The 25,325-nt window shown below is 60.8% G+C and carries 18 protein-coding genes; 7 read left to right on the forward strand and 11 right to left on the reverse strand.

The annotated features are described in order from the left end of the window. On the forward strand, window positions 1-1,422 hold the full coding sequence (locus tag ACW9HW_RS05845) for an efflux transporter outer membrane subunit (RefSeq protein WP_457398885.1): 1,422 nt from the start codon (window positions 1-3) through the stop codon (window positions 1,420-1,422). A gap of 134 nt (window positions 1,423-1,556) precedes the next feature. Here the strand turns inward: ACW9HW_RS05845 and ACW9HW_RS05850 are convergent, their stop codons facing one another. The 4 genes from ACW9HW_RS05850 to arcD (ACW9HW_RS05865) form a co-directional block, all read right to left on the reverse strand. After that, window positions 1,557-3,338 carry a SulP family inorganic anion transporter gene (locus ACW9HW_RS05850; RefSeq protein WP_457398887.1) on the reverse strand — a complete coding sequence of 594 codons (1,782 nt, stop codon included), beginning with the start codon at window positions 3,336-3,338 and terminating at the stop codon, window positions 1,557-1,559. A gap of 42 nt (window positions 3,339-3,380) precedes the next feature. After that, a complete protein-coding gene (gene ppk2, locus ACW9HW_RS05855; protein WP_457398889.1) occupies window positions 3,381-4,202 on the reverse strand; it encodes a polyphosphate kinase 2 in 822 nt (273 codons plus the stop codon). An 86-nt stretch (window positions 4,203-4,288) separates the two neighbouring features. Then, entirely contained in the window at window positions 4,289-4,948 is a 660-nt protein-coding gene (locus ACW9HW_RS05860) for a hypothetical protein (RefSeq protein WP_095194285.1), read from the reverse strand. A 129-nt stretch (window positions 4,949-5,077) separates the two neighbouring features. Then, window positions 5,078-6,505, reverse strand: a complete 1,428-nt coding sequence (gene arcD / locus ACW9HW_RS05865; RefSeq protein WP_095194284.1) for an arginine-ornithine antiporter — start codon at window positions 6,503-6,505, stop codon at window positions 5,078-5,080. A 420-nt stretch (window positions 6,506-6,925) separates the two neighbouring features. Here arcD (ACW9HW_RS05865) and arcD (ACW9HW_RS05870) point away from each other — a divergent pair, with 420 nt between their 5' ends. The 5 genes from arcD (ACW9HW_RS05870) to ACW9HW_RS05890 all read left to right on the forward strand — a co-directional run bounded on the left by arcD (ACW9HW_RS05870) (window position 6,926) and on the right by ACW9HW_RS05890 (window position 12,190). Then, window positions 6,926-8,353, forward strand: a complete 1,428-nt coding sequence (gene arcD, locus ACW9HW_RS05870) for an arginine-ornithine antiporter (RefSeq protein ID WP_095194283.1) — start codon at window positions 6,926-6,928, stop codon at window positions 8,351-8,353. A 31-nt stretch (window positions 8,354-8,384) separates the two neighbouring features. After that, window positions 8,385-9,641 (forward strand): arginine deiminase, encoded by a 1,257-nt coding sequence (arcA, locus tag ACW9HW_RS05875; protein WP_095194282.1) that lies wholly within the window; start codon window positions 8,385-8,387, stop codon window positions 9,639-9,641. Window positions 9,642-9,666: 25 nt separating this feature from the next. Next, window positions 9,667-10,677, forward strand: a complete 1,011-nt coding sequence (locus tag ACW9HW_RS05880) for an ornithine carbamoyltransferase (RefSeq protein WP_095194281.1) — start codon at window positions 9,667-9,669, stop codon at window positions 10,675-10,677. A 156-nt stretch (window positions 10,678-10,833) separates the two neighbouring features. Further along, on the forward strand, window positions 10,834-11,763 hold the full coding sequence (gene arcC, locus ACW9HW_RS05885; RefSeq protein WP_095194280.1) for a carbamate kinase: 930 nt from the start codon (window positions 10,834-10,836) through the stop codon (window positions 11,761-11,763). A gap of 64 nt (window positions 11,764-11,827) precedes the next feature. Further along, window positions 11,828-12,190: a DUF5064 family protein gene (locus tag ACW9HW_RS05890; protein WP_095194279.1), complete on the forward strand. Its 363-nt coding sequence runs from the start codon at window positions 11,828-11,830 to the stop codon at window positions 12,188-12,190. Window positions 12,191-12,311: 121 nt separating this feature from the next. Here ACW9HW_RS05890 and ACW9HW_RS05895 read toward each other — a convergent pair whose 3' ends face one another. From ACW9HW_RS05895 to ACW9HW_RS05925, 7 genes are all read right to left on the reverse strand, one after another. Then, window positions 12,312-13,958: a fatty acid--CoA ligase gene (locus ACW9HW_RS05895; RefSeq protein ID WP_457398893.1), complete on the reverse strand. Its 1,647-nt coding sequence runs from the start codon at window positions 13,956-13,958 to the stop codon at window positions 12,312-12,314. 171 nt (window positions 13,959-14,129) lie between these two features. Then, entirely contained in the window at window positions 14,130-15,908 is a 1,779-nt protein-coding gene (locus ACW9HW_RS05900; protein ID WP_095194277.1) for an acyl-CoA dehydrogenase C-terminal domain-containing protein, read from the reverse strand. Window positions 15,909-15,984: 76 nt separating this feature from the next. After that, window positions 15,985-18,474: an efflux RND transporter permease subunit gene (locus tag ACW9HW_RS05905; protein ID WP_095194276.1), complete on the reverse strand. Its 2,490-nt coding sequence runs from the start codon at window positions 18,472-18,474 to the stop codon at window positions 15,985-15,987. A 30-nt stretch (window positions 18,475-18,504) separates the two neighbouring features. Further along, window positions 18,505-19,578, reverse strand: coding sequence for a WD40/YVTN/BNR-like repeat-containing protein (locus tag ACW9HW_RS05910; protein WP_095194275.1), 1,074 nt, complete (start codon window positions 19,576-19,578; stop codon window positions 18,505-18,507). Between the two features lie 65 nt (window positions 19,579-19,643). Beyond that, window positions 19,644-21,002, reverse strand: a complete 1,359-nt coding sequence (locus ACW9HW_RS05915; protein ID WP_095194274.1) for a DUF1329 domain-containing protein — start codon at window positions 21,000-21,002, stop codon at window positions 19,644-19,646. Window positions 21,003-21,041: 39 nt separating this feature from the next. Continuing rightward, on the reverse strand, window positions 21,042-23,057 hold the full coding sequence (locus tag ACW9HW_RS05920) for a DUF1302 domain-containing protein (protein ID WP_457398895.1): 2,016 nt from the start codon (window positions 23,055-23,057) through the stop codon (window positions 21,042-21,044). Window positions 23,058-23,167: 110 nt separating this feature from the next. After that, window positions 23,168-23,734, reverse strand: coding sequence for an RBBP9/YdeN family alpha/beta hydrolase (locus tag ACW9HW_RS05925; RefSeq protein ID WP_095194272.1), 567 nt, complete (start codon window positions 23,732-23,734; stop codon window positions 23,168-23,170). 258 nt (window positions 23,735-23,992) lie between these two features. Here ACW9HW_RS05925 and ACW9HW_RS05930 point away from each other — a divergent pair, with 258 nt between their 5' ends. Next, window positions 23,993-25,048 carry an AraC family transcriptional regulator gene (locus ACW9HW_RS05930; RefSeq protein WP_095194271.1) on the forward strand — a complete coding sequence of 352 codons (1,056 nt, stop codon included), beginning with the start codon at window positions 23,993-23,995 and terminating at the stop codon, window positions 25,046-25,048. Window positions 25,049-25,325: the final 277 nt, after the last annotated feature.

The following is a 25,325-nucleotide window of genomic DNA, read 5'->3' on the forward strand; positions in this document are numbered from 1 at the left end:
ATGCGCAAGCCCCCTCTTCCACTGTTGTTATGCCTGGGCCTGGCCGGTTGCATGGTGGGGCCGGATTACCAACACCCGGAAATCGACACCCCCGCGGCTTATCGCTATGCGGACAAGGAAGCCAGGGACCTGTCCAACACGCTGTGGTGGGAGCAATTCCGGGACCCGGTCCTCAACGATCTGATCCGCACTGCATTGCTCGAAAACAAGGACATCAAGATCGCCGCCGCGCGGGTGGAGCAGTTCCAGGGCCGTTATGGCGAGACACGTTCGCTGTTGTTCCCGCAAGTCGGGCTCGGCGCCCAGGGCCAGCGGACCCGTTCGCCACGGGACAACGGTCCGGTGCCGCTGGATTCCTCCGTCGACCCGGTGTTCAACAACTATCAGGCCATCCTCAGTGTGAACTGGGAACTGGATATCTGGGGCCGTTTGCGCCGCCTCAGCGAATCCGCCCGGGCCGATCTGCTGGCCTCGGAAGAAGGTCGCCGCAGCGTCCTGTTGAGCCTGGTCTCCTCGGTGGCGTCGAGTTACGTGACCCTGCGCGATCTGGACCGGGAACTGGAAATTGCCCGCACCACCGCCAAGGTGCGTGGAGATTCCTACGAGATTTTCAAACTGCGCTACGGCGCCGGCACCATTTCCGAAATGGAACTGGCGCAGAACCAATCCGAATATGAGCGGACCCTGGCCTCGGTGGCGCAATTCGAACCGCTGGTGGCGCAGCAGGAAAACGCGTTGGCCGTTCTGCTTGGCCGCAATCCGGGGCCGATCATTCGCGGGCGTGACCTGGGGCAACTGGTCCTTCCATCGGTGCCGGCGGGCCTGCCTTCGGACCTGCTGGAACGGCGACCCGACCTGCGCCAGGCCGAGCTGAACCTGATCTCGGCCAACGCCCTGATCGGCGCCGCCAAGGCCCAGTATTTCCCGACGATTTCCCTGACCGGCCTGCTGGGTTCGGTCAGCAACCAGCTCTCGGACCTGTTCACCGGGCCCGCCGCCACCTGGTCCTATGGCGTGGCCGCGAGCATGCCGATCTTCACCGCCGGCGGCATCGCCGGGCAGGTGCAACAGGCAGAAGCGTTCCAGCAACAAGCCTTGCTGACGTACCAGCAGGCCATTCAATCGGCCTTCAGGGATGTGGAAAACGCCTTGATCGCGTCCAGTAAATCCCGCGAGCAGATGGCCTCCCAGGGGCGGCAGGTCGAGGCGCTGCGAACCTACGCGCGGTTCGCGCGGCTGCGCTACGACAACGGCTACACCGACTACATCGAGGTGCTGGACGCCGAGCGCAGCCTGTTCGATGCCGAGCTGAACTACACCCGGACACGAGCCTTGGTGTTCACGTCCATGATTGATTTGTACAAGGCAACGGGTGGTGGGTGGGTGAGCAAGGCCGATGAGCTGAGCGTGTCCGGCAAATAACCCGACTTGCACTACTGTAGGAGCGAGCTTGCTCGCGAAAAACCTAAAGGCGCCACTGGCCATCTGATTTTACGCGTTATCGTTCACGTTCTTCGCGAGCAAGCTCGCTCCTACAGGTGGAGATTGCGCGCGGGCTATTCCCGATCCTCCTGCTCCCACTCCACCGGATGAAGTTCAAGATACCGGCTGACCGCAGCCCCCAGGGTCGCAAAAAACGCGTCTTCGCCAAACCGCGTGAACAGCCCGAAGCGCTTGAGCTTGTCCTTGACCGGATCCTTCATCTCGGCCACGCACAATTCGATGCCCGCCGCGTGCAAGGTTTCGTCCAGTTCGGCCAGCATGTCGGCAGACGTCACGTCGACACTGGTGACCGGCTCCGCCGCCACCACCAGCCAGCGCACCGGCGTCGGTGAGGCGGCCACGGCGTCCAGTACCCGGTCATGGAACAGTTCGGCATTGGCGAAAAACAACGGTGCATCCCAGCGAAACAGCACCAGGCCGGGGATCAGGCGCGCGTCGGGATAGCGTTTGGTGTCGTGATACCCCTGCACGCCCTCGGCCCGTCCAAGGACCGCAGAGTACGGCCGCCAGGCATCCCACAGGAATTCGATGACCGCGATGACAATCGCCAGGCCGATGCCCTCGATCGCCCCCAGCACCGCCACGCCCACCGTACAGACGATCGACAGCCAGAACTCCCAGCGCTGCATGCGGTAGATGCGGCGCAGGTCGCTGACTTCGATCAGGCCGATGGCCGAGGCGATCACCACCGCCGCCAACGCGCTGGTGGGCAGGTTCTGCAACAGGTCCGGGGCCACCATCAGCAATAGGGCAACCGCCAGCGCGCCGACGACACCGGTCAGTTGGGTTCTGGCCCCCGCCGCCTCGGCCACAGGCGTTCGCGATGAACTGCTGCTGATCGGGAAGCCCTGGAACAAACCGCCCGCCAGGTTGGCGATACCCAGCCCGACCATCTCCTGGTTCGGGTCGACGTAGGTCCGGGTGCGCGCCGCGTAGACTCGTGACAATACGCTGGTGTCGGCGAACGAGACCAGGGCGACGGCGCAACCGCCGATCAACACCGGGACGATATCGGCGCGGGTGATCCAGGGAATGTCAAACGCCGGCAAGCCTTGTGGCAGTGAGCCGAGTACCGCCACACCTTGCGCCGCCAGATCCAGCATCCCCACGGCGACGGTGGCCGCCACCACGGCGATCAGGATGCCTGGCACGCGTTTTTTGTCCTTGAGCAGCAGGATCACCACCAGGGTCGCCGCGCCGACTGCAAACGTGACCCAATGAGTCTTGCCCGCCATCACCGCCGAAACGATGGCCCAGAGGTTTCTCAGGGGACCGTCAGTTTCTATCGAGAAGCCAAACAACTTGGGCAGTTGGCTGATCAGCACCGTCAGCGCGATGCCGTTCATGTAGCCATAGCGGATGGGTTTGGACAGCAACTCGGTAATAAAGCCCAGCCGCGCCACGCCGGCCAGGATGCACACCGTCCCGGACACAATCGCCATCATGCCCGCCAAGGCCACCGCGCGCTGCGGGTCGCCACCGGACAAGGGCAGGATCACCGCAAGGATCACCGCCGCCAATGACGAGTCCGGGCCCAGTACCAGAATCCGGCTGGGACCGAACAGCGCATAAGCCAGCAGCGGAACGATGGTCGCATACAGCCCATAGATGCCGGGTACGCCCGAGGCCACGGCGTAGGCGATACCGACCGGCACCAGCATGGTGGTCAGCACCAGGCCGGCGACGATATCGTGCTGCAACCACGCCATCTTGTAACTGCGCAGGGTTCGCAGCCCCGGCAGCCAGCGGCGCCAGCCGGTTTGATCGGCGCCCGACTCCTTGCGCGCGATCCGGCCCGGTTCCGGCAGCGGTGGCGAAGCATCTGAATGGCTCATAGCCCCTCGTCAAAAAAACGCAGATTCGCTTGAACGGAGCACTCAGAATTTTTCCGGAATGCGCCGGAACGGGTAATCCGGTTCACGGTAACCGCCCGGTTTCTGTCGCTTGGGCAACGTTACCTGTTCGCGCTTCACATCTTTGTAGGGAATGCGGCTGAGCAAGTCGGTGATGATGTTGAGGCGGGCCCGGCGTTTGTCGTTTGAATCGGCCACCAACCATGGCCCATAGTCGGTATCGGTCGCCTGGAACATGTCGTCGCGGGCACGGGAGTATTCATACCAGCGGCTGTAGGACTTCAGGTCCATCGGTGACAGTTTCCAGATCTTGCGCCCGTCCTTGATGCGCGCCTCGAGTCGGCGGGTCTGTTCTTCCTGGCTGACCTCCAGCCAGTACTTGAGCAGGATCACACCGGATTCGACGATGGCGCGCTCCACCAGGGGAACCGACTTCAGGAACTTGTCCAGCTGATCGTCGGTGCAAAAACCCATTACGCGCTCGACGCCCGCGCGGTTGTACCAACTGCGGTCGAAGATCACCACTTCGCCGGCCGCGGGCAGGTGCGGCAGGTAGCGTTGCATGTACATCTGGCTCTTCTCGCGTTCGGTCGGCGCAGGCAACGCGACGACGCGAAAGACCCGCGGACTGACCCGGTCGGTCAGTGCCTTGATCGTCCCGCCCTTGCCGGCTCCGTCGCGCCCTTCGAAGACGATACAGACCTTGATGCCCTCTTTAACGACCCATTCCTGCAACTTGACCAGCTCAACGTGCAAGCGCCGCAACTGATCCAGATAGTCCTGGTTCTTGAGTTTCGGGCTTTGCGCGGACGGCTTCTTCTGCTCGTTTTTTTTATCTTTTGCCATGATCAATACCTCACGAATGCAGGTCACTGACAACCGACGGGACGACCCTGCGGTACGGCTACAGGCTCTTGAAGAATGATGTCTGTTCAACCGCCGAGCGCGATGATCGCGACGATCAGCAACGAACCGGCGATGGCCAGGGTAATGGCGCCCAGCAAAGGTCTTACACCTGCGTAGCGCGCAAGAATCCAGCCCGCCACGAACAGCATCCCGACGCCGATCAGATTGGAGACGCGCACCGCCAGCATTGTCTGGTCCAGCACCATGAAAGGCACCACGAGCGGGAACGTCGAGAGTACGACCAGCAAAAACACGCCAAAAGCGCCCTTGAAATCATCCGTGCCAAGGCGTGGTGCTGAGGCGGCGGGTGCCTCGAGCAAGCGTTGGCGCAACATTTCCAGCCCGTCGGCGCCGGCCGCCGAAGCGATCCGCGGTGGCAGCGCATCAGCAATCAGCGTTTGCCCGGTGGTTGCATCCACGCCGCCGCGCAGGCTGGCAAGCAGTGTGCGGTTGCGACTGCGCTCGATCAGCACCCGCAGCAAATACATGGCCGCATCGGCGAGCCCCCAAGCGAGGTTGCAGCCGAGCGCGGCGATCATCATGACCCGTTCAGCTTCCTGATCCGTCGTCACAACGCTAATCGTTCCGGTGAAGGTCATCGCCATGAGCAGGCCGAAGATCACCTCCGAGACGCGGTCAATGGGATCGAGCACCGGTGCGCGCTTTTTTTCTGCAATGCTTTGCATGGGTCCAACCTCGTCGGACTCGGGTCCTGGTGTTGCCGTCCGGGTCCCCTGCCAACCGATACTGAACCGCTTTGACAGGGTAGGCCGTTTCCAGCCCCACTTCAGTGTAGTTTGAAACCTCCGCAGCGCTCACAACGACAAAAGACCGTTATACAACCCATAAGCCGCCAGCCCGGCCCCGGTGATCACACAGGTGAAGATTGCCTTTTCGATAGGGGTAAACAACGGCTGGCCTTGCTCATGTTTGGCCTTGGCGAACAAAATCACTCCGGGTGCGTACAGCAATGCCGAGAGCAGCAGGTATTTCACCCCGCCGGCATACAACAACCACGTTGCGTAACCGAGCGCTACGCCGCCGATCAAAAGATCCTTGGCCCGTTCCGACGAAGCATTTTCATAGGTTTCGCCGCGCCCGCTCAACAGCACCGCATACGCCGCCGACCACAGGTACGGCACCAGGATCATCGAGGACGCGAGGTAGATCAGGCTGGTGTAGGTACCGGCGGAAAACAGTGTGATCAGCAGGAAAAGCTGAATCATCCCATTGGTCAGCCACAACGCATTGACCGGCACGTGATTGGCGTTTTCCCTGGTCAGGAAGGCCGGCATGGTCCGGTCCTTCGCTGTGGCGAACAGTATCTCGGCGCACAGCAGCGCCCATGACAACAAGGCACCGAGCAGGGAAATCGCCAACCCGATGCTGATCAGCAACGCTCCCCAGGGGCCGACAATGTGTTCAAGCACCGCGGCCAGCGACGGGTTCTGCAGGTTGGCCAATTGCGGCTGGCTCATGATCCCCAGCGACAACACGTTCACCATCACCAGCAGTGCCAGCACGCCAAAAAAGCCGATGACCGTTGCCCGGCCGACATCCTCACGTTTCTCTGCCCTGGCCGAATAGACACTGGCGCCTTCGATGCCAATGAAGACGAAGACCGTCACCAGCATCATGTTGCGTACCTGGTCCATCACACTGCCGAAGTTGGGGTTGCTGCGCCCCCAGATGTCGCGGGTAAAGACGTCGGCCTTGAAGGCCACGGCGGCAATGACAATAAACATGATCAGCGGCACGACCTTGGCCACGGTGGTCAGCTGATTGATGAACGCCGCTTCCTTGATGCCGCGCATGACCAGAAAGTGCACCGCCCACAACAAGACCGAGGCGCAACCAATGGCAACCGGTGTGTTGCCTTGGCCAAATACCGGAAAGAAGTAACCGAGGGTGCTGAACAAGAGTACGAAGTAGCCCACATTGCCCAGCCAGGCGCTGATCCAGTAGCCCCAGGCCGAGGAAAATCCCATGTAATCGCCGAACCCGGCCTTGGCGTAGGCATACACGCCGGAGTTCAGCTCCGGCTTGCGATTGGCCAGGGTCTGAAAGACGAAGGCCAGGGTCAACATACCAACGGCGGTGATGGCCCAACCGATCAGCACGGCGCCGGCATCGGCTCGCTCCGCCATGTTCTGTGGCAAAGAGAAAATCCCGCCACCGATCATGGAGCCCACTACCAGAGCGATCAGCGCACTCAAGCGAAGCTTTTGCGTCGGATCCGACATCGCTGTACTCCCTGCCTGTCACGCAACCGTCCAAAACTGGTTTTAAGCTAAGCAGCTAAAGCGTAATAACGTTCGTCAATTAATGTTCATTTATCGCGGATTTTTTATACCTAATCACGCTAAATCTGTCGCATTTAATAGCGTTCTTATTGGAAGTAGATAAAAGTCACTATTGGCTTGAACCGAACTTTACAAAACACGAAAACAAACTAGCGTCTAAACTTCAATGAACCCCATAAATAGAAACCACACTTTGCCAAGGCCTCTGGAAAGGGCTTCCTCGGCATCAATACTTATCGACTGAGTTTTATTCAATCAGTCATTGACGCGCCTTGGTGATCCGGCATTGACCCAAGTCAGGTGTTTGATTAGTGAAGAAAACTATTCTGTTTTCTCTCTTTTCCCGCAATGGAGGCAACCATGTCAGAATCCCCCGGAAAATTGCGTCTCGGTGCACTTATAGCCTTGGTTGTCGGCTCGATGATCGGTGGCGGGATTTTCTCCTTGCCGCAGAACATGGCCGCCAGCGCTGACGTCGGTGCCGTACTGATCGGCTGGGCGATCACCGCCGTGGGTATGTTGACTCTGGCCTTCGTTTTCCAGACCCTCGCCAACCGCAAACCTGACCTTGATGGCGGTGTCTACGCCTATGCCAAGGCCGGGTTCGGTGACTACATGGGTTTTTCATCGGCCTGGGGCTACTGGATCAGCGCCTGGCTGGGAAACGTCGGCTACTTCGTACTCTTGTTCAGCACCCTGGGCTACTTCTTTCCGGTATTTGGAGAAGGTAATACGCCTGCCGCCGTGATCGGCGCATCAGTGCTGCTGTGGGCCGTGCATTGGCTCGTGTTGCGGGGGATCAAGGAAGCAGCGTTCATCAACCTGGTGACCACGGTAGCCAAGATCGTACCGTTGCTGCTGTTTGTGCTGATTGCGCTCTTCGCTTTCAAGCTGGATATCTTCACCGCCGACATCTGGGGCTTGAAAAACCCCGACCTGGGCAGCGTGATGAACCAGGTGCGCAACATGATGCTGGTCACGGTGTGGGTGTTCATCGGTATCGAAGGCGCGAGCATTTTCTCGGCGCGTGCGGAAAAACGCAGTGATGTCGGTAAAGCCACCGTCATCGGTTTCATTTCCGTGTTGCTGATCCTGGTTTTGGTGAACGTGTTGTCGCTGGGCATCATGACCCAGCCGGAGCTGGCGAAACTGCAGAACCCGTCGATGGCCGCCGTGCTCAAGCACGTAGTGGGTGATTGGGGTGCAATATTGATCAGCGTCGGCCTGATCATTTCGCTACTGGGGGCACTGCTGTCGTGGGTGCTGCTGTGCGCGGAGATCATGTTCGCCGCGGCCAAGGACCACACCATGCCGGCGTTCCTGCGAAAGGAAAACGCCAACCATGTACCGGTCAACGCCCTGTGGCTGACCAACGCCATGGTGCAGTTGTTCTTGATCATCACCCTGTTTTCCTCCAGCACCTACCTGTCGCTGATTTACCTCGCCACCTCAATGATTCTGGTGCCGTACCTGTGGTCGGCGGCCTACGCCTTTCTTCTTGCAATGCGTGGCGAGAGTTATGAAAACGCCGGGGCTGAACGCCAGAAAGACCTGTTCATCGGCGCTATCGCACTGATTTACGCGATCTGGCTGATCTATGCCGGCGGCGTCAAATACCTGCTGCTGTCCGCCCTGCTCTATGCCCCCGGCGCGATCCTGTTCGCCAAGGCCAAGCTCGAAGTCAACAAACCGGTTTTCACCCACGTCGAGAAGCTGATTTTCGCAGCCGTCGTCATAGGCGCCCTGGTGGCCGCCTATGGGCTGTATGACGGTTTCCTGACCCTGTAGTAAATGATTTGTCATCCGGAGGATTACTGTGATGTCCAAGGAAAAAGTTAAGTACGGCGTTCACTCCGAAGCCGGCAAATTGCGCAAAGTCATGGTTTGCTCTCCCGGACTGGCCCATCAGCGGCTGACCCCGAGCAACTGCGACGAGTTGCTTTTCGACGATGTGATCTGGGTCAATCAGGCCAAGCGCGATCACTTCGATTTCGTCACCAAAATGCGCGAACGTGGTATCGATGTACTGGAAATGCATAACCTGCTGACCGATACAGTCCAGAACCCTGAAGCCCTTAAATGGATTCTGGATCGCAAGATCACCTCCGACACTGTAGGCCTCGGCCTGACCAACGAGGTGCGCAGCTGGCTCGAAGGCCTGGAGCCACGCAAGCTGGCCGAGTTCCTCATCGGCGGCGTGGCCGGTGAGGATCTACCGGAAAGCGAAGGCTCCGCCGTGATCAAGATGTACCGCGATTACCTGGGCCACTCCAGCTTTCTGTTGCCGCCATTACCCAACACCCAGTTCACCCGCGACACCACCTGCTGGATCTACGGCGGCGTAACACTCAACCCGATGTACTGGCCGGCTCGGCGGCAGGAAACCCTGCTGACCACCGCCATCTACAAATTCCACCCCGAGTTCACCAACGCCTCCTTCGAAGTCTGGTACGGCGATCCGGACAAGGATCACGGTCAGTCCACACTCGAGGGCGGTGACGTCATGCCGATCGGTAACGGCGTCGTGTTGATCGGCATGGGCGAACGGACATCCCGTCAGGCCATCGCCCAGCTGGCGCAGTCGCTGTTCAACAATGGCGCAGTGGAAAAAGTCGTGGTCGCCGGCTTGCCAAAATCCCGCGCGGCGATGCACCTGGACACCGTATTCAGCTTCTGCGACCGCGATCTGGTCACGGTCTTCCCGGAAGTTGTGCGGGAAATCGTGCCATTTGTCCTGCGTCCCGACGACAGCAAACCGTATGGCATGGATGTTCGACGGGAAAACAAATCGTTCATCGACGTGGTTGCCGAGTCCTTGAATCTGAAGCAATTGCGCGTGGTGGAAACCGGCGGCAACAGCTTCGCTGCCGAACGCGAGCAATGGGACGACGGCAACAACGTGGTGGCGGTGGAACCTGGCGTGGTCATTGGCTATGACCGCAACACCTACACCAACACCCTGCTGCGCAAGGCCGGTGTGGAAGTGATCACCATCAGCGCCGGCGAACTCGGGCGCGGACGCGGCGGCGGCCACTGCATGACCTGCCCGATCATTCGCGACCCGATTGACTACTGACCTATAAACCTTAGGAGATCAAAAAATGGCGTTCAATATTCATAATCGCAACTTGCTGAGCCTGGAACACCATACCGCTCGCGAATTGCGCTATCTGCTCGACCTGTCCCGCGACCTCAAGCGCGCCAAGTACACCGGCACCGAACAACAGCACCTCAAGGGCAACAACATCGCGCTGATCTTCGAAAAAACCTCGACCCGCACCCGCTGCGCGTTCGAGGTCGCGGCCTATGACCAAGGCGCCAACGTCACCTACATCGACCCGAACTCCTCGCAGATCGGCCACAAGGAAAGCATGAAGGACACCGCTCGCGTGCTGGGGCGCATGTACGACGCGATCGAATACCGTGGCTTTAAACAGGAAATCGTCGAGGAACTGGCGAAGTTTGCCGGCGTGCCGGTGTTCAACGGATTGACCGATGAATACCACCCAACGCAAATGATCGCCGACGTGCTGACCATGCGTGAACATGCCGACAAGCCGATCCATGAAATCAGCTACGCCTATCTCGGCGACGCTCGCAACAATATGGGCAATTCCTTGTTGCTGATCGGCGCCAAGCTGGGCATGGACGTGCGCATCTGCGCGCCGAAGGCCCTGTGGCCGGCGGACGACCTGGTGGCTCGTTGCAAACAATACGGCGAAGAAAGCGGCGCCCGGATTACCCTGACCGAAGACCCTAAAGCCGCGGTCAAGGGTGTGGACTTTATTCACACCGACGTTTGGGTGTCGATGGGCGAGCCCGTCGAAGCCTGGGCCGAGCGCATCCAGCAATTGCTACCGTACCAGGTCAACGCCGAACTGATGAAGGCCAGCGGCAATCCGCGCACCAAGTTCATGCACTGCTTGCCGGCGTTTCATAACAGCGAAACCAAGGTCGGCAAGCAAATTGCCGAGCAATACCCGAACTTGAAGAACGGCATCGAAGTGACCGATGACGTGTTCGAGTCACCGGCCTGCATCGCTTTCGAGCAAGCGGAAAACCGCATGCACACCATCAAGGCGATTCTGGTGTCGACTTTGGCTGATCTTTAACGGCTCACCCGGGTTTGCTCTTTGTGGGAGCGAGCCTGCTCGCGAAAACGGTGGATCATTCAACATCGTTGTTGACTGGCACACCGCTTTCGCGAGCAGGCTCGCTCCCACAGGAGACCGAGTCACCGCTTACTTCTCTTTAAGAAGGACTGCATCATGCGTATCGTCGTTGCTCTGGGCGGTAACGCCCTGCTCCGCCGGGGTGAACCCATGACGGCGGACAACCAGCGTGCCAACATCCGGATCGCCACCGAACAGATCGCCAAGATCCACCCCGGCAACCAACTGGTGATCGCCCACGGTAACGGTCCGCAGGTCGGCCTGCTGTCGCTGCAAGCGGCCGCCTACACTTCCGTTTCCCCCTATCCGCTGGACGTGCTCGGCGCTGAAACCGAAGGCATGATCGGCTATATCATCGAACAGGAACTGGGCAACCTGCTGGCCTTCGAAGTGCCTTTCGCCACACTGCTGACTCAGGTCGAAGTCGACGCCAATGACCCGGCGTTCCAGAACCCGACCAAACCCATCGGCCCGGTCTATACCAAAGCCGAAGCGGAGAAACTCGCCGCCGAAAAAGGCTGGGCGATTGCCCCGGACGGCGACAAATTCCGGCGCGTGGTGGCCAGCCCCAAACCCAAGCGCATTTTCGAGATTCGCCCGATCAAGTGGTTGCTGGAAAAAAACAGCATTGTGATCTGCGCCGGCGGTGGCGGCATACCGACGATGTATACGTCGCCGGGCAAGCTCGAAGGCGTGGAAGCGGTCATCGACAAGGACCTGTGCTCGGCGCTGCTGGCCGAACAGCTGGAAAGCGATTTGCTGGTCATCGCCACCGACGTTAATGCGGCTTTCATCGATTACGGCAAACCCACCCAGAAAGCCATTGCCCAGGCCCACCCCGATGAAATCGAAAAACTCGGCTTCGCCGCCGGTTCCATGGGGCCCAAGGTCCAGGCCGCCTGTGAGTTTGCGCGCAACACGGGGAAAGTCGCAGTGATCGGTTCGCTCTCGGACATCGAGGCGATTGTGCAGGGCAAGGCCGGCACCCGCATCAGTACGGAAAAACCCGGCATCAGCTACGTTTAAAAAAGAAACTCCCAGGGCAGATCCAGGGTCTGCCCTTCTCCAAGACCTTCAAAGGAGAGACGACATGGCTACGTTCGAGCCCGGTCATTTGCACATCGAGCGCCACGCGCTGAACAAGGACGATGTCAGTTACAACATCCATATCGACTACGAGGTGGCGCAGGACCCCAAGGAAGGCAAAGGCATGCTGTTCAAGATGCATGGCACGATCCAGGGCAAAGAGGTCAACGACCCCTTCTTCCTGCCCAAGGATCAGGCCTACAACTTCGCCAGCAACGTGACGAAAATCGCGGAAAAGTACGGGATTCCCAAGGCGCTGAGCAGCATTGGGTCGATTCACAAGTACTACGACGCGATGTTCGAAGATGTGCGGGTGCAGTTGAACATGAAATCCGGCGACCCGGTCAAACCCGAACATCTGGAATAACCCACCGCCCCAACCCTGTGGGAGCGAGCCTGCTCGCGAAGACGGCTGATCATTCAACATCCATGCTGACTGACCTACCGCTTTCGCGAGCAGGCTCGCTCCCACAGGGGATCATCGTCGCTTACAGACTCATCTCCTGTTCCCTGATCAGCTTCTTGTTGATCTTCCCGACACTGGTTTTCGGTATGTCCGCCACCACCCTGATCTGCCTCGGGATCGCCCACTTGTTGATGCGGCCGCTCTCGACGTATTGAAGCAAATGAGCCGCCAGCGTTGACTCGGTAAGACACTGTCCCGGCGCGCAAACAACCAGCGCCACCGGCCGCTCCCCCCACTGCGCATCAGGAATGCCGACAACCGCCACCGACGTGACAGCCGGATGCTCGCTGATCAGGCTTTCCAGCTCCAATGAGCTGATCCACTCGCCGCCCGTCTTGATCACGTCCTTGATCCGGTCCTTGATTTCCACGACACCCAGGGCATCGATCGAAGCAATGTCGCCGGTGTGCATCCAGCCGTTTTCCCACAGTTGCGCGCCTTGCTCGGGCGCTTTGAGGTAACCCTGGGTCAACCACGGAGCTCGGACCACGATTTCGCCCAGCGCCTCGCCATCCTGAGCGACTTCGTTGCCGCCGGCATCGACGATCCGCAGGTCGACCATCGGCACCGCCACCCCGGTCTTGATCCGCGCGGCCACCTGATCTTGCGCCGGTTGCGCAAGTTCGGCGTCGCTCAGGTGAGACAGGCACAGCAACGGACAAGTCTCGGACATCCCGTATCCGCTGTGCACGCGCATACCCCGTTCCGTTGCCTGGGCGGCGAGCCCGTGGGTCAAGGCGCTGCCGCCCAGGAGCATTTTCCAGCCACTGAAATCGGTTCGGGCCGCTTCGTCACAGCCCAGGATCATTTGCAGAATCGTCGGTACGCAGTGGGAAAAGCTGACCTTTTCTTCGCGGTACAGACGGACCAGGCTATTGGGCTCGTAACGACCGGGGTAAACCTGCTTGATCCCCATCAAGGTCGCGACATAGGGCACGCCCCAGGCATGAACGTGGAACATCGGGGTAATGGGCATGTACACGTCATCGGAACGCAGCAACGGCAGGCCCTGGTACACGCCGAGGGTGCCGACGGCGTTGAGCGTATGCAGCACCAACTGGCGATGGGTGAAGTAAACGCCCTTGGGGTCGCCGGTGGTGCCGGTGGTATAGAACAGGGTCGCTACCGAGTGTTCATCGAAGTCCGGGAAGTCGAAATGCGGTTTCGCACCCGCCAGCAGGCATTCGTATTCACCCACCACCGGCAGCGTGGTCGCGGGCGCTTCGCCGTCACTGAGCTGGACATAGCCTTTGACGGTCGTCAGCTGATCGTGAATCTGCTCGATCAACGGCAGGAAATCGTCATGAACCAGCACCAGATCATCCTCGGCGTGGTTCATCGTGTAGAGCACCTGCTCGGCGGACAGGCGAATGTTCACCGTGTGCAGCACGGCGCCAATCATCGGCACGGCAAAAAAACATTCCAGATAGCGGTGGCTGTCCCAATCCAGCAAAGCCACGGTATCCCCGGCCTTGACCCCGGCTTTCGTCAGCGCGTCGGCCAGGCGTTTTATCCGCTCATTGAGCGTCCGGTAGTTGTAGCGCAGCTTGTCCGCGTAGACGATTTCCTGATCGGGGCAATAGCGTCCGCCCGAGAGCAGCAGGCTCTTGATCAACAAGGGATAGGTGTAGGCGTCTTGCGCGGGCGCGATTATTTTTGTGGTCACCACAGTGAACTCTTCCTGATGCTGTTGGTTGTCAGAGCTGCGATGCGGCGCCCCTTGTGGGAGCGAGCCTGCTCGCGAAAGCGTCGGGTCAGTCAGCATTGTCGTCAGCTGACCCATTGCATTGGCGAGCAGGCTCGCTCCCACAGGAGGTCGAGTCGCATGGATAGTCGCTGATCAGAACTGCGATGCGTCGAGCAGAAACAGCGACTCGCTGCCGGCTTTCACCGAGGCGCTCAACGAGTGGATCCGCGGCAACAGACGGGCGAAATAGAACCGCGCCGTGCCCAGTTTGCTGGCGTAGAACTCGTCCTGCGCCTCCTTGCCGAAAGCTGCCTTGGCCATCAAGGCCCACATGTAGGCGTAGGCGGTGTAGCCGAACACTTGCAGGTACTCCACCGAAGCGGCGCCGATCTCTTGCGGATTGTTTTGGCAGCGATCCAGCACCCAGGCGGTCAGTTCGTCGAGGTTATCCAGGGCCGCGTCGAGCGGCTTGACGAATTCCGCCAGCTCGGTACCCGCCGTGGTGGTGAAGTGGCGGATTTCATCGGCGAACAGCTTGTAGGCCGCGCCGCCGTTACCCACGATCTTGCGCCCGACCAAATCCAGCGCCTGAATGCCGTTGGTGCCTTCGTAGATCTGGGTGATACGCACGTCGCGCACCAGTTGCTCCTGGCCCCATTCGCGGATGTAGCCGTGGCCGCCGAACACTTGCTGGCCGTGCACGGTGGTTTCCAGGCCAAGATCGGTGAGGAACGCCTTGGCCACCGGGGTCAGCAGCGCCACCAGGTCTTCCGCACGTTTGCGCGTGGTGGCGTCTTCGCTGAACTTGGCGGTGTCCAGTTGCATCGCCACGTAGGTCGAGAAAGCACGGCCGCCTTCGTTCGAGGCTTTCATGGTCAGCAACATGCGACGCACGTCCGGGTGGACGATGATCGGGTCGGCCACCTTGTCCTTGTTCTGCGCGCCGGTCGGGGAACGGCTTTGCAGGCGGTCACGGGCGTAAGCCAGCGCATTTTGATAAGAACGCTCGGCCGTGGCCAAGCCCTGGATACCAACGCCCAGGCGTTCGTAGTTCATCATGGTGAACATCGCCGCCAGGCCTTTGTTCGGCTCGCCGACCAGATAACCCACGGCTTCATCGAAGTTCATCACGCACGTGGCCGATGCCTGGATGCCCATCTTGTGTTCGATCGAACCGCAATTCACCGGGTTGCGTGCACCCAGGCTGCCGTCGGCATTGACCAGGAATTTGGGCACCAGGAACAGCGAAATGCCTTTCGGCCCCGCCGGCGCGTCCGGCAGCTTGGCCAGCACCAGATGGATGATGTTTTCGGTGAGGTCGTGCTCGCCGCCGGTGATGAAGATCTTGGTGCCGCTGACCTTGTAGGAACCGTCGGCCTGAGGCTCGGCCTTGGTGCGGATGATCCCCAGGTCGGTGCCGGCGTGCGGCTCGGTCAGGCACATGGAACCGGTCCAGACCCCGGCATACATGTTCGGCAGATAGGCGGCTTTCAGCTCTTCGCTGGCGTGGGCATTGATCGACAGGCAAGCCCCGGCGGTCAGCATCGGGTACAGGCCGAAGGAAAGATTGGCCGCGTTGACCATTTCCTCGACCTGAGCCGAAATCGCCTTGGGCATGCCCATGCCGCCGTAGGCCGGATCACCGCCCACGCCGACCCAGCCACCCTCGGCAAAGGCACGGTAGGCGTCAACAAAACCGTCAGGCGTAGTCACCTCGCCGTGACTCCAGGAACAGCCCTGCTCGTCGCCACTGCGATTGAGGGGGGCGATGAGGCCGGCGGCTACTTTGCCGGCCTCTTCAAGCACCGCGCTCGCGGTGTCTTGATCCACCACCTCGGCCAAGGCAGGCATGGCGGCCCACAACGTGGAAACATTGAAAACTTCGTTGAGTACGAACCGGATGTCGCGCAGCGGCGCTTGGTAATCAGACATGTTTGAAATACTCAGGCAATGTCAGGGCATCGACGATGCCCTGGTCAATGGAAGTGGCACTCTTATGAGAGGACGCTCAGGAGTGGACGCCGACAAGCTCCGTCGAACGTTCAGCGGACGTAGACGGAACGGGAGTGATGTTTCGCAGCAGAAAGAACGACAGCGCCGGAATCAGGATCAAGGCACCGAGCATGTTCCACAGGAACATGAAGGTCAGCAGGATGCCCATGTCGGCCTGGAACTTGATCGGCGACCAGGCCCAGCACACGACACCCGCTGCCAGAGTGATGCCCACCAGCCCCACCACCCGGCCGGTGAACGACACCGCGTTGCGGTAGGCCTGTGCCAAGGGCATGCCCTGGCGCTGGTATTGCAACTGCACGCTGAGCAAGTACAGCGCATAGTCCACACCAATCCCGACCCCCAGGGCGATGACCGGCAGGGTCGCCACTTTTACGCCGATGCCCATGGCGACCATCAACGCCTCGCAGAGGATCGACGTCAGCACCAGCGGCAGCAGCGCCACCAGGGTTGCACGCCAGCTGCGGAAGGTGATCAGGCAAAACAGCGTCACCGCCGCGTAAACGTAAAGCAGCATGGTGTGGTTGGCTTCACGCACCACGATGTTGGTTGCCGCTTCAATCCCGGCAGTGCCGGCGGCCAGCAGGAACTGCCGATCCTCGGTACTGTTTTCCCTGGCGAACCGGTCGGCGACAGCCACCACCGCGTCCAGGGTCTCGGCCTTGTGGTCCTTGAGGAAAGCAATCACCGGCATCAGCGAACAGTCGGTGTTGAACAGCTCCGGCGCATTGACCGAGGCCTGTTGCGCCGCATAGTTCAGTACGTTCTGGTTGCGCTGGATGCTGTTGAGCTTGGGGTTGCCTTCGAAGGTACCGGCGGTGATCTGGCGCACCGCGTTGACCAGCGAGGCCGTGGCTTGCACGCCCGGTTGCTGTTGCAACGCCCAGGCCAGGCGATCGGCCAGGATCAGCGTCTGGTAATTCAGGCAACCTTCGGGCGCGGTCTTGATCATCACCGCGAACAGGTCGCTGGACAGCGCATAGTGGCTGGTGATGTAGGCGTTGTCGCGGTTATAGCGCGAGTCGGCACGCAGCTCCGGCGCGCCACTGTCGAGGTCGCCGATCTTCAGTTGCAGGCTGACCATGAAGCCGCCAACGCCCAGCACCAGGGCGACCAGGACCGCGCCCGTGGCCCATTTGGGTGTGGTGAAGCGGTCGAGCATGTCCCACAACTTGCCAAAGCCCCGATGCTCGGCGGCCCGGGTGTCGATTTTCAATGCACGGGCGGCGGCCTTGCTGCCCACGCCGATGTACGACAGCGCCACCGGCATCAGCAACAGCGACGTGAAGATCAGCACCGCCACGCCGATACTGGCGGTGATGGCCAGGTCCTGGATCACCGGAATGTCGATCAGCATCAGCACCGCGAAACCGACGGCGTCGGCCAGCAGCGCGGTAACCCCGGCAATGAACAGACGACGGAAGGTATAACGCGCCGCCACCAGTTTATGGGTGCCTCGGGCGATGTCCTGCATGATGCCGTTCATCTTCTGCGCCGCGTGGGACACGCCGATGGCGAAAATCAGGAACGGCACCAGCACGGAGTAAGGATCGATGGCGTAACCCAGCCAGGCGACAATTCCCAATTGCCAGACCACCGCGATCAGCGAACAGCCGACCACCAGCAAGGTGCTGCGCACACAGCGGGTGTAGAGGTAGATGATGACCAGCGAGGTGACCACCGCCAGGCCGAAGAACATCATCACCTGGATCAGGCCGTCGATCAGGTCACCCACCAGTTTGGCGAAGCCGATCACCCGCACCTTGTAGTGCCCCGTGCCCTCCTCCCCGGCCTTGCGCGCCGCGCTGTCACCGGCGAACTCGATCTTGTCGCGCAAGCGCTCTTCAAGCATCCGTGAAAACTGGTGATAGTTGATACCGCTGCCGGTGGCCGAGGCCTTGTCCAGCAGCGGGACAATGAGCATGGTCGATTTGAAGTCGCTGGCCACCAGGCTGCCGACAATGCCGGCGCGGTTGATGTTCTGGCGCAGTTGTTCGATATCTTGAGGGGTACCCTGATAGGCATCGGGCATCACCGGGCCGCCCTGGAACCCTTCTTCGGTGGCTTCGGTCCAGCGCACCGCCGGGCTCCACAGCGATTTCATCCAGGCGCGATCGACGCCCTCGGCAAGGAACAGTTCGTCGTTGACCTGCTTGAGCACGTTCAGGTACTCGGGGTCGAAGATGTCGCCCTGGGTGTTCTCCACCACCACCCGTACCGAGCTTCCCAGGCCGCGCAACGATTGGCGGTTCTCCAGGAAATTCTGAATGTACGGCTGACTCTGCGGGATCATCTTCTCGAAGCTGGGGCGCAATTCCAGGCGGGTTACCATCATGTAGCCCAGTACCAGGGTGATCGCGGCCATCAACAGCATAAACAGCGGCCGGTGGTTGAACACCCATCGTTCCAGCCGGTTGCCGGAACGGCGATCGAAGTCACGCAAGTCGCTGATCACCGGCATGGTGTCTTGCTCAATACTGCCCATAGGAGGGTACCCGCTCTGATTTAACTGTTTTTATTCTTTGGAAAGCACGCGTGCGCCACGACTGCCCACCACAATCAACGCGCCGTCGGCGGCCTGGACGGCACCGGCCACGGGTGACTGATTCTGCTGGGCGAGCAACTGCAACTGCGTCCCGTGATCCGGGCTGAGCAACAGGTGCCCGGCCTGGGTGAACAGCCGGAAGTGACCGTCTTCACCCAGCGTGGCGGCCGTGATGCTGACCTGCAGGCCGCTGTTGAGCAGCGTCCAGTTGATACCGCCATCGGTGCTGCGCAGCACATGCCCACGCAAGCCGTAGACCAGCACTTCGCCGGGCTTGCCGATCACCCCGAAAAAGCTGCCCTGATAGGGTGTCTGCAACGCCATGAAGTGTTGCCGGGCGTCATTCCATTTCAGTAGCAGCCCTTGCTCGCCGGCGATGTACAGCCCGTCGCCCGTGGCGGAGATGGCGTTGAGGTGAAAGCCCTGCGGGTTGTCGGTACGGTCCTGGAACGGCGTCCAGTGTTTGCCACCGTCTTCGGTGCGCAGGATCAGGTTGAACACACCCACCACGTAACCCAGGTTGTCATTGGCGAACCAGACATCCAGCAGTGGCTTGTCGGCGCCCTCCTCGGTCAGCCGCTGACCTTCGGCGACCAGCAGCGGCCATTGCTCGTTGCCCGGCTCGGCCTGGGCCAATGCGGCATAATGCTTGACCAGCAAGGCACCGATCTGGCGGCCATCCAGTTGCTTTTGCCAGGTCGCGCCGGCATCGCTGCTGTGCAACACCACGCCGTCGTTGCCGACCGCCCAGCCCTTCATCGGCGAAGGGAAGTACACGGCATTGAGGTCGGCACTGACCGGCACGGCGGCTTGCTGCCATTGCTGGCCGGCGTCATCGGAATAAAGAATGTGGCCACGCTGCCCCACGGCAACCAGTCGCTCGCCGGCACGGGTCGTGTCCAGCAATGGGCTGCGCACGGCCAGGGTACTGGGGGTGGCGGGCAGATCGAGCACGTCAACGTAGGCGGCAGCCTGAGCGAATCCATGCAACAGAGCCAGCGCGGCGCCCAACAGCAGCGGCACACACTTCTTGAACGAACACATACGACGTCCCCTTGAAAAAACGGCGCCGGGTGCACGCAGTGCAGCCCGGCGTTGAAACCCGATGCTTAGCGGATACCGGCGCCCGCCAGGGACTCCGGCGACCACTGCGCCTTGGACAGCGAGTCGATGTAGCGGATGCCGCCGTAAGGACCCACCACACCGTTGATGTTGTAGGAGCCGCCGACCAGGTCGTAGATCATGAAAGGCGTGGAATCCGGTACCTGCTTGTCATAGCTCTGGCTGAGGAAGGCAAAGGAACCACGGTAGAGCTGACCACGAGCGTCGTACTGATCGGAAGCCAGTGCCGCCCAGCTGTCTTCATCCAGGTAGAAACGACGCTTCTGGTAGACGTGACGCGCGCCGGCCTTGAGGTTGCCCTCCACCACCCAGACGCGGTGTTTCTCCCAGCGCACGAAGTCCGGCGCGATGTGGTTGGCGGTGGTCAGGCTTTTCGGGTCCTGGGCGTAGGTCAGCTTGTAAGTGTTGTACGGCACGATCATTTCCTGCTTGCCGACCAGTTTCCAGTCGTAGCGATCCAGCGCGCCGTTGAACACGAACACATCGTCATAGGTGCCCGCGCCGGCAGTGCCCGGGTTAGGCGTGTCGTAGGCCAGGTTCGGCGCCAGTTTGACCCGACGTTGCCCCGGCAGGTACTGCCACGCGCGGCGTGGCTGTTCCAGCGGGTTGGCGGCGTCCTTGAGCATGATCGACTCGCCGGCCCGGCGTGCGGGACCGGTGTAATACAGCTTCATCTGGTAGTACACATCGGCGCTGCTGATCGTCTGCGCCATGTTTTCGTAGATCGGGTAAGTGATGAACGCCTGCCCGGTGGTCGCAAGGCTTGGCACACCGGCCGAGTCGACGTTCCAGGAGTCGTACTTGGAGTTGATGTTGACCCCCTGGTAACGCAGCAGGAAGTTCCACATCGCCTCGCTGCCCGATTGCGGAATCGGGAACGGCACGCCTGGCAACACGTTATCGATGGCCAGGCCACCTTCCAGCGACTTGGCGCCGGTGGCGTTTTTCACGCTGTTGTCCAGCACCGTCTGCGGCAATGCCACGGTGCGGTGGGTCGGGTAGACATCGACACGGAAGGTGGGGAAACGCTTGGCCAGTTCGACGGTGGTGGCCGAGAGCATGGTCTTGTACTGGTCAACGTTTTTGCCATTGATCACCAGCAGCGGTTTTTCGCTGGCAAACGGGTCCGGACGCATGCTGTCGCCGGCCTTGAAGCTGGCCGGGGCGGTGGTCAGGCCACCGGAATAGGCCGGAATGGAGCCATCGGCGCTGGCGGCTTTTTCGGCGCCCACCAGGGTCAGGCTGCTGCCGAGCTTGCCGGCTTCCTGAGTCGATACGGCGGCTTGGGCCTGGGCGGCCATGGCCATGGCCAGCGAGGCGGCCAACAGGGTTTGCACGAATTTCATGGTTTCTAACTCCTGCTTAGTGACTAAGCATTGGGTGAATCAAAAGGTGGTTTTCAGCGTCAGGTACAGCGCGCCACGGTCTTCGGTGGTCGCGCCGCCGCCCGAGAAGGCTGAATAGCCACCGGCGTAGCACGCATAGTTTTCGTTACCGCTGAAGGCGTTCGGCGTGGAGCCGTCGCCACTGCCGGCGTTTGCCGCACCAGTGCTGTTACCGCTGACGTTGCACTTGTCAGCCTTGCCGAAGGCGTCCACGTACTTGAGGTCGACGAAGTACTTGTTGTAAACGACGGCACCGACGCCGATCGCATAGTTGCCGGTGTCTTTCGCACCGCCGCCCGACACCGGTGACACACCGTCGAGGCCAACGTTGACCGACATCGGCATATTCATGTCCACGCCCGGGAACACCTGGTACCAGGTCGGGGTGAAGTTGACCGCGATGCCCCAGTTGTCACGGGTCGGCGCGTCGATACCGCGATAGCTGCTTTTGCCCTTGTAGAGCGCTTCGTTCTTGCTATCGAGCTTGAGCAGGTTGCTGTAGTACAACTCGGTGAGCAGCACGGCCGAATCGAACACCGGGGTCTTGGGCAGGGTCATCAGACCGTTGATTGTCCAGTGCAGGGTGTCGCCGGTGGCGCTCATGCTGTCGCCATCTTGCGGGGTGTCGTAGATCACGCCGGTGGCTGCCGTGCGTGGCGGCAACAGGCCAAGACCCTGACCGAGCCCCAGCGGGCTGGTGGTGCTGACGATGGCCGGAATGCTCGCCAGCGGCATGTTGTGGCGGATGTTCAGGTCACTGCCGACGCTGATGCCACCGACATCCTTGGACAGGCTGATGCCGAAGATGTCGATCTTGTCGGAATAGGCCAGTTGATAGGTGGCGGTGCTCAGCGAGTTCAGCGTGTTGACCACGGCAGGCACCTGCCCCGCCGGCGGCGTGCCGTTGGGGTTGGCCGAACTCAAGCCTCTGGCGTCGAGCCAGGCCTGGGGCAGGATGTCGGAAGTCTGGCGGTAGTAGAGACCGAGCGTGCCGTCCAGCCAGGCGGGTGCCCACTTGGCCATGACCCCCCAATCGCCGTGATGGTCCGGTTCCAGGTCGTTGCCACGTCGCACGTTGGTCAACGCGTTGCAAGGGGCCAGGCCACACCCGAGCGGGCTGCCGGGGGTGATGGAGTTGGTGTTGCCCAGCAGGAACGACTGCGCACCGGTGCCCACCAGATCGGAACCGCCATAGTAAGTGCCCGCTTCAGGCAGGCGTGCTTCATCCCAATCCAGGAAGTACTGGGCACCCACGGTCAACTCAGGGTTGAGGGTGAACGACATCGACACCTGATTGCGCGGCACGAACAGTTCCTTGGCTTCGGTACCCGGCGATGCCGCCAGCTTGGCCAGGTCCAGCCCGGATTGGCCGTAGCTCATCGAATGCACCGGGTTGAGGATGGTTTCACCCCAGAACACGTTGTGCTGCCCGGCCTTGATGCTGAACATCGACTCTTCGCCCACTTCGGTGCTGTAGAACACGAAGGCGTCGAGGATTTCTCCGGAGGGACCGGTGTAATAACGCTGGGCATAGTTGCTCAGGTGCGGACTGCCAAAGCCGACATTGTCGCGAGTGACGGGCGCAAGCCGTGGGTCGTTGGCGACCAGGCCCGACGTGCCGCCGTTGCCGTTGACGAACGGGTTGGAATTGGAGCCGGTGTTTTCATAGGCCTTGTCGTACCAGCTGGCGGCGCTGACGCGAAAACCCATGCTTTGCTGGTAAACCACATCCATCTCGGTCAACAGGTCGACACGGTTGGTGATGTTGGTCCCGGCCTTGCGGAAGTTGTAGTCGCCGTCGTTGTTGTTCGGCGTGCCGAGCATGCGTTTGTCGGCACTTTCGGTGCGAACGCCGTAGTTGTACTTCACGGTGTTGTCGAAGCGCACGGACCAGTCCGGATTGCCGGTGTCCAGCTCCATCGCTTGGGCGGCCGGCATGGAAGCCGCCAGGATGGCCAGGGCCAGCAGGCTGCGATGCGAAGGGCGTGTGTGGCCGTGACTCTTATTGTTGTGCATTGCGTTGTCTCCGCCTTTTTGTATTTGTTTTAAGCGCAGTGGTCCCCGCTGACTCTTGGTGGGAGAGCCAGTGCCTTTGAGGCGTGAGGACGATTGACGGGTGATTGAATCTAGCGATCCAGGTCCAGAATGAGTGCTTCTGCCTGGGGCCACGGGCCGTAGCCCGACGCCGGATTGAGGTGGCCGACGGCACCGAGGTTGACCAGCTCCGCCTCCCAGTCCCGGGCCAGGCGCGAAGCCGCGTCGAAGCTGGCGAGGTGATCGTCGGTGCTGGCAGCGACGAGGCTGCGAAAGGGTAACGCTCCTTGCGGCAGAGGGGTCCAGCCGTGGTCGCGAAGGGTTTGCGGGCTTGGGTAACCTTGCGGCCATTGGGCCGCCAGGTCCGGCGGCGCGGCCAACAGTGCGCCCTTGATCGGGCGACTGTAGCGAGCAGCCCAGTGCGCCACCATCAGAACGCCGGCACTGTGGGCGACGAGGATCACGGGGCCGTCAATTTGCTCCAGCTCCTGCTGGATCGCCCGTACTCGGGCAGTGCAGTCGAGCTTGTCGGTCTCAAGTGGTGGAACGCTGCGAACCTTGCTCAAACGGGCTTCAAGCAGTGTTTGCCAATGTTCGGCAACATGCTCACGCAGTCCCGGTACGATCAGAACGGTGGCGGCAGTTTGCAGTTTGTCCACTTGGATACCCTCGGCTTCTCAGTGACTCGCCTGGCTGTTTCGCCAGAATCTTTTTGTAGGACTGACATTAAAGAGACGGGGTGGGCTGCGCTTTTCATTTGACGACAGTGACTTTTCTTTTGATGACAGCTTTACTTGAGCTGCCAGGTGGTCGCGCGGAAGCTGCTAACGTGGCGTTGTAACCTGTTCACTTTCTGACGCGCTGGCTATATTCGGCCGCGCTCGTTTCCATCGGAACCCCTGCAGGAACGCCTCTGCATGCCTAAGCTCGTTCGCGCCGCTGTCTTGACCAACTACCTGGATGTTGCTCATTACCTGGGGTTCAACCCACACGATGTGCTGGCGGGCGTCGGCCTGAGCAAGGCCCGTCTGCAAGCGCCCGAGCATCGGATTCCGATCGATGCGGCGGTTCGCCTGCTGGAAGAGTCGTCTGTCGCCAGCGGTTGCCAGAGCTTCGGCCTGAGCATGGCCGAATCGCGGCAGCTCTCGGATTTCGGCGTCGTCAGCCTGCTGCTGACTCACCAGCGCACGTTGCGTGATGCGTTGCAGGTGCTGGTGCACTACCGGCACCTGATGAACGAATCGCTGGCGATCTTCATCGAAGAAGCCGGCAAGATGGTGATCATTCGCGAGGAAGTGGTGACCGACTCGCCCATGCCCTGCCGGCAAGCCAATGAACTGGCCATCGGCGTGATGTTCCGGCTGTGCGCCGCGCTGCTCGGTGCGCACTGGCAGCCCTACAGCGTGAATTTCACGCACCAGCCTCCCGACAATCTGCAACTGCATCGGCGCCTGTTCGGCTGCAATCTGGAGTTCGGCAGCGAGTTCAATGGCATTGTCTGCCCCGATGCCAGCCTCGACATCGCCAACCCCCATGCCGACCCGGCGATGGCGCGTTACGCCCAGCGCTATCTGGATTCGCTACAAAGCCATGAAGGGCCCTCGACGCTGTTCGAGGTGCGCAAAGCCATTTACCTGCTGCTGCCCATGGGACGCGCCACCATCGAGCAAATCGCCCAGACCCAGGGCATGAATGTGCGGACCCTGCAACGTCGCCTCAAAGACGATGGCTGCGCCTTCAATGACCTGATCAACGACGTGCGGCGCGATCTGGTGCTGCGGTATCTGGAAAACCCGAACTACTCGCTGGGCCGCATCGCCGACATGCTCGGCTACTCCATGGCCAGCTCTTTCACGCGCTGGTTCATCAGCCAGTTCGGCATGCCGCCGGCGACGTGGCGCAGTACGCAAAAGCGTGGCACGTTGAAAGCAATAGCTGACACGACCACCCTCCCCGATCCGGGTAAAAACTGAACCCTGTGGGAACGGCGGTGCGATGATTCGACTTGCTCGCGAAGGCTGCGGGTTAGGCGACGTATTTTTTTGTGTACATATCCATTCCTGCGGTAACGGCGGCTGGCGGTTTCGCTCTTACAGCGACTCACTTTTCCAAACGCCGAAAAGTAAGCAAAAGGCTTCGCCCCGGCGTACGGCACCTCGCTGAGGCTCGGCGTTCCCTCGCTACGGTGTCCATCAGGGGGCATCGCCTCCGGTTTGCTTCGCTGCACCTCCTCTCGATGTGTGCGGCTTC

The organism is Pseudomonas sp. SDO5532_S415, assembly GCF_054071155.1.

Bases quoted from the DNA above. Each gene is read 5' to 3' on its own strand.
- ACW9HW_RS05900 (WP_095194277.1), bottom strand. From the start codon at position 15,908: ATGTCTGATTACCAAGCGCCGCTGCGCGACATCCGGTTCGTACTCAAC.
- arcC (WP_095194280.1), top strand. From the start codon at position 10,834: ATGCGTATCGTCGTTGCTCTGGGCGGTAACGCCCTGCTCCGCCGGGGT.
- arcD (WP_095194284.1), bottom strand. From the start codon at position 6,505: ATGTCGGATCCGACGCAAAAGCTTCGCTTGAGTGCGCTGATCGCTCTG.
- arcD (WP_095194283.1), top strand. From the start codon at position 6,926: ATGTCAGAATCCCCCGGAAAATTGCGTCTCGGTGCACTTATAGCCTTG.
- ACW9HW_RS05920 (WP_457398895.1), bottom strand. From the start codon at position 23,057: ATGCACAACAATAAGAGTCACGGCCACACACGCCCTTCGCATCGCAGC.
- ACW9HW_RS05910 (WP_095194275.1), bottom strand. From the start codon at position 19,578: ATGTGTTCGTTCAAGAAGTGTGTGCCGCTGCTGTTGGGCGCCGCGCTG.
- ACW9HW_RS05850 (WP_457398887.1), bottom strand. From the start codon at position 3,338: ATGAGCCATTCAGATGCTTCGCCACCGCTGCCGGAACCGGGCCGGATC.
- ACW9HW_RS05905 (WP_095194276.1), bottom strand. From the start codon at position 18,474: ATGGGCAGTATTGAGCAAGACACCATGCCGGTGATCAGCGACTTGCGT.
- ACW9HW_RS05845 (WP_457398885.1), top strand. From the start codon at position 1: ATGCGCAAGCCCCCTCTTCCACTGTTGTTATGCCTGGGCCTGGCCGGT.
- ppk2 (WP_457398889.1), bottom strand. From the start codon at position 4,202: ATGGCAAAAGATAAAAAAAACGAGCAGAAGAAGCCGTCCGCGCAAAGC.
- ACW9HW_RS05860 (WP_095194285.1), bottom strand. From the start codon at position 4,948: ATGCAAAGCATTGCAGAAAAAAAGCGCGCACCGGTGCTCGATCCCATT.
- ACW9HW_RS05890 (WP_095194279.1), top strand. From the start codon at position 11,828: ATGGCTACGTTCGAGCCCGGTCATTTGCACATCGAGCGCCACGCGCTG.
- arcA (WP_095194282.1), top strand. From the start codon at position 8,385: ATGTCCAAGGAAAAAGTTAAGTACGGCGTTCACTCCGAAGCCGGCAAA.
- ACW9HW_RS05915 (WP_095194274.1), bottom strand. From the start codon at position 21,002: ATGAAATTCGTGCAAACCCTGTTGGCCGCCTCGCTGGCCATGGCCATG.
- ACW9HW_RS05880 (WP_095194281.1), top strand. From the start codon at position 9,667: ATGGCGTTCAATATTCATAATCGCAACTTGCTGAGCCTGGAACACCAT.
- ACW9HW_RS05930 (WP_095194271.1), top strand. From the start codon at position 23,993: ATGCCTAAGCTCGTTCGCGCCGCTGTCTTGACCAACTACCTGGATGTT.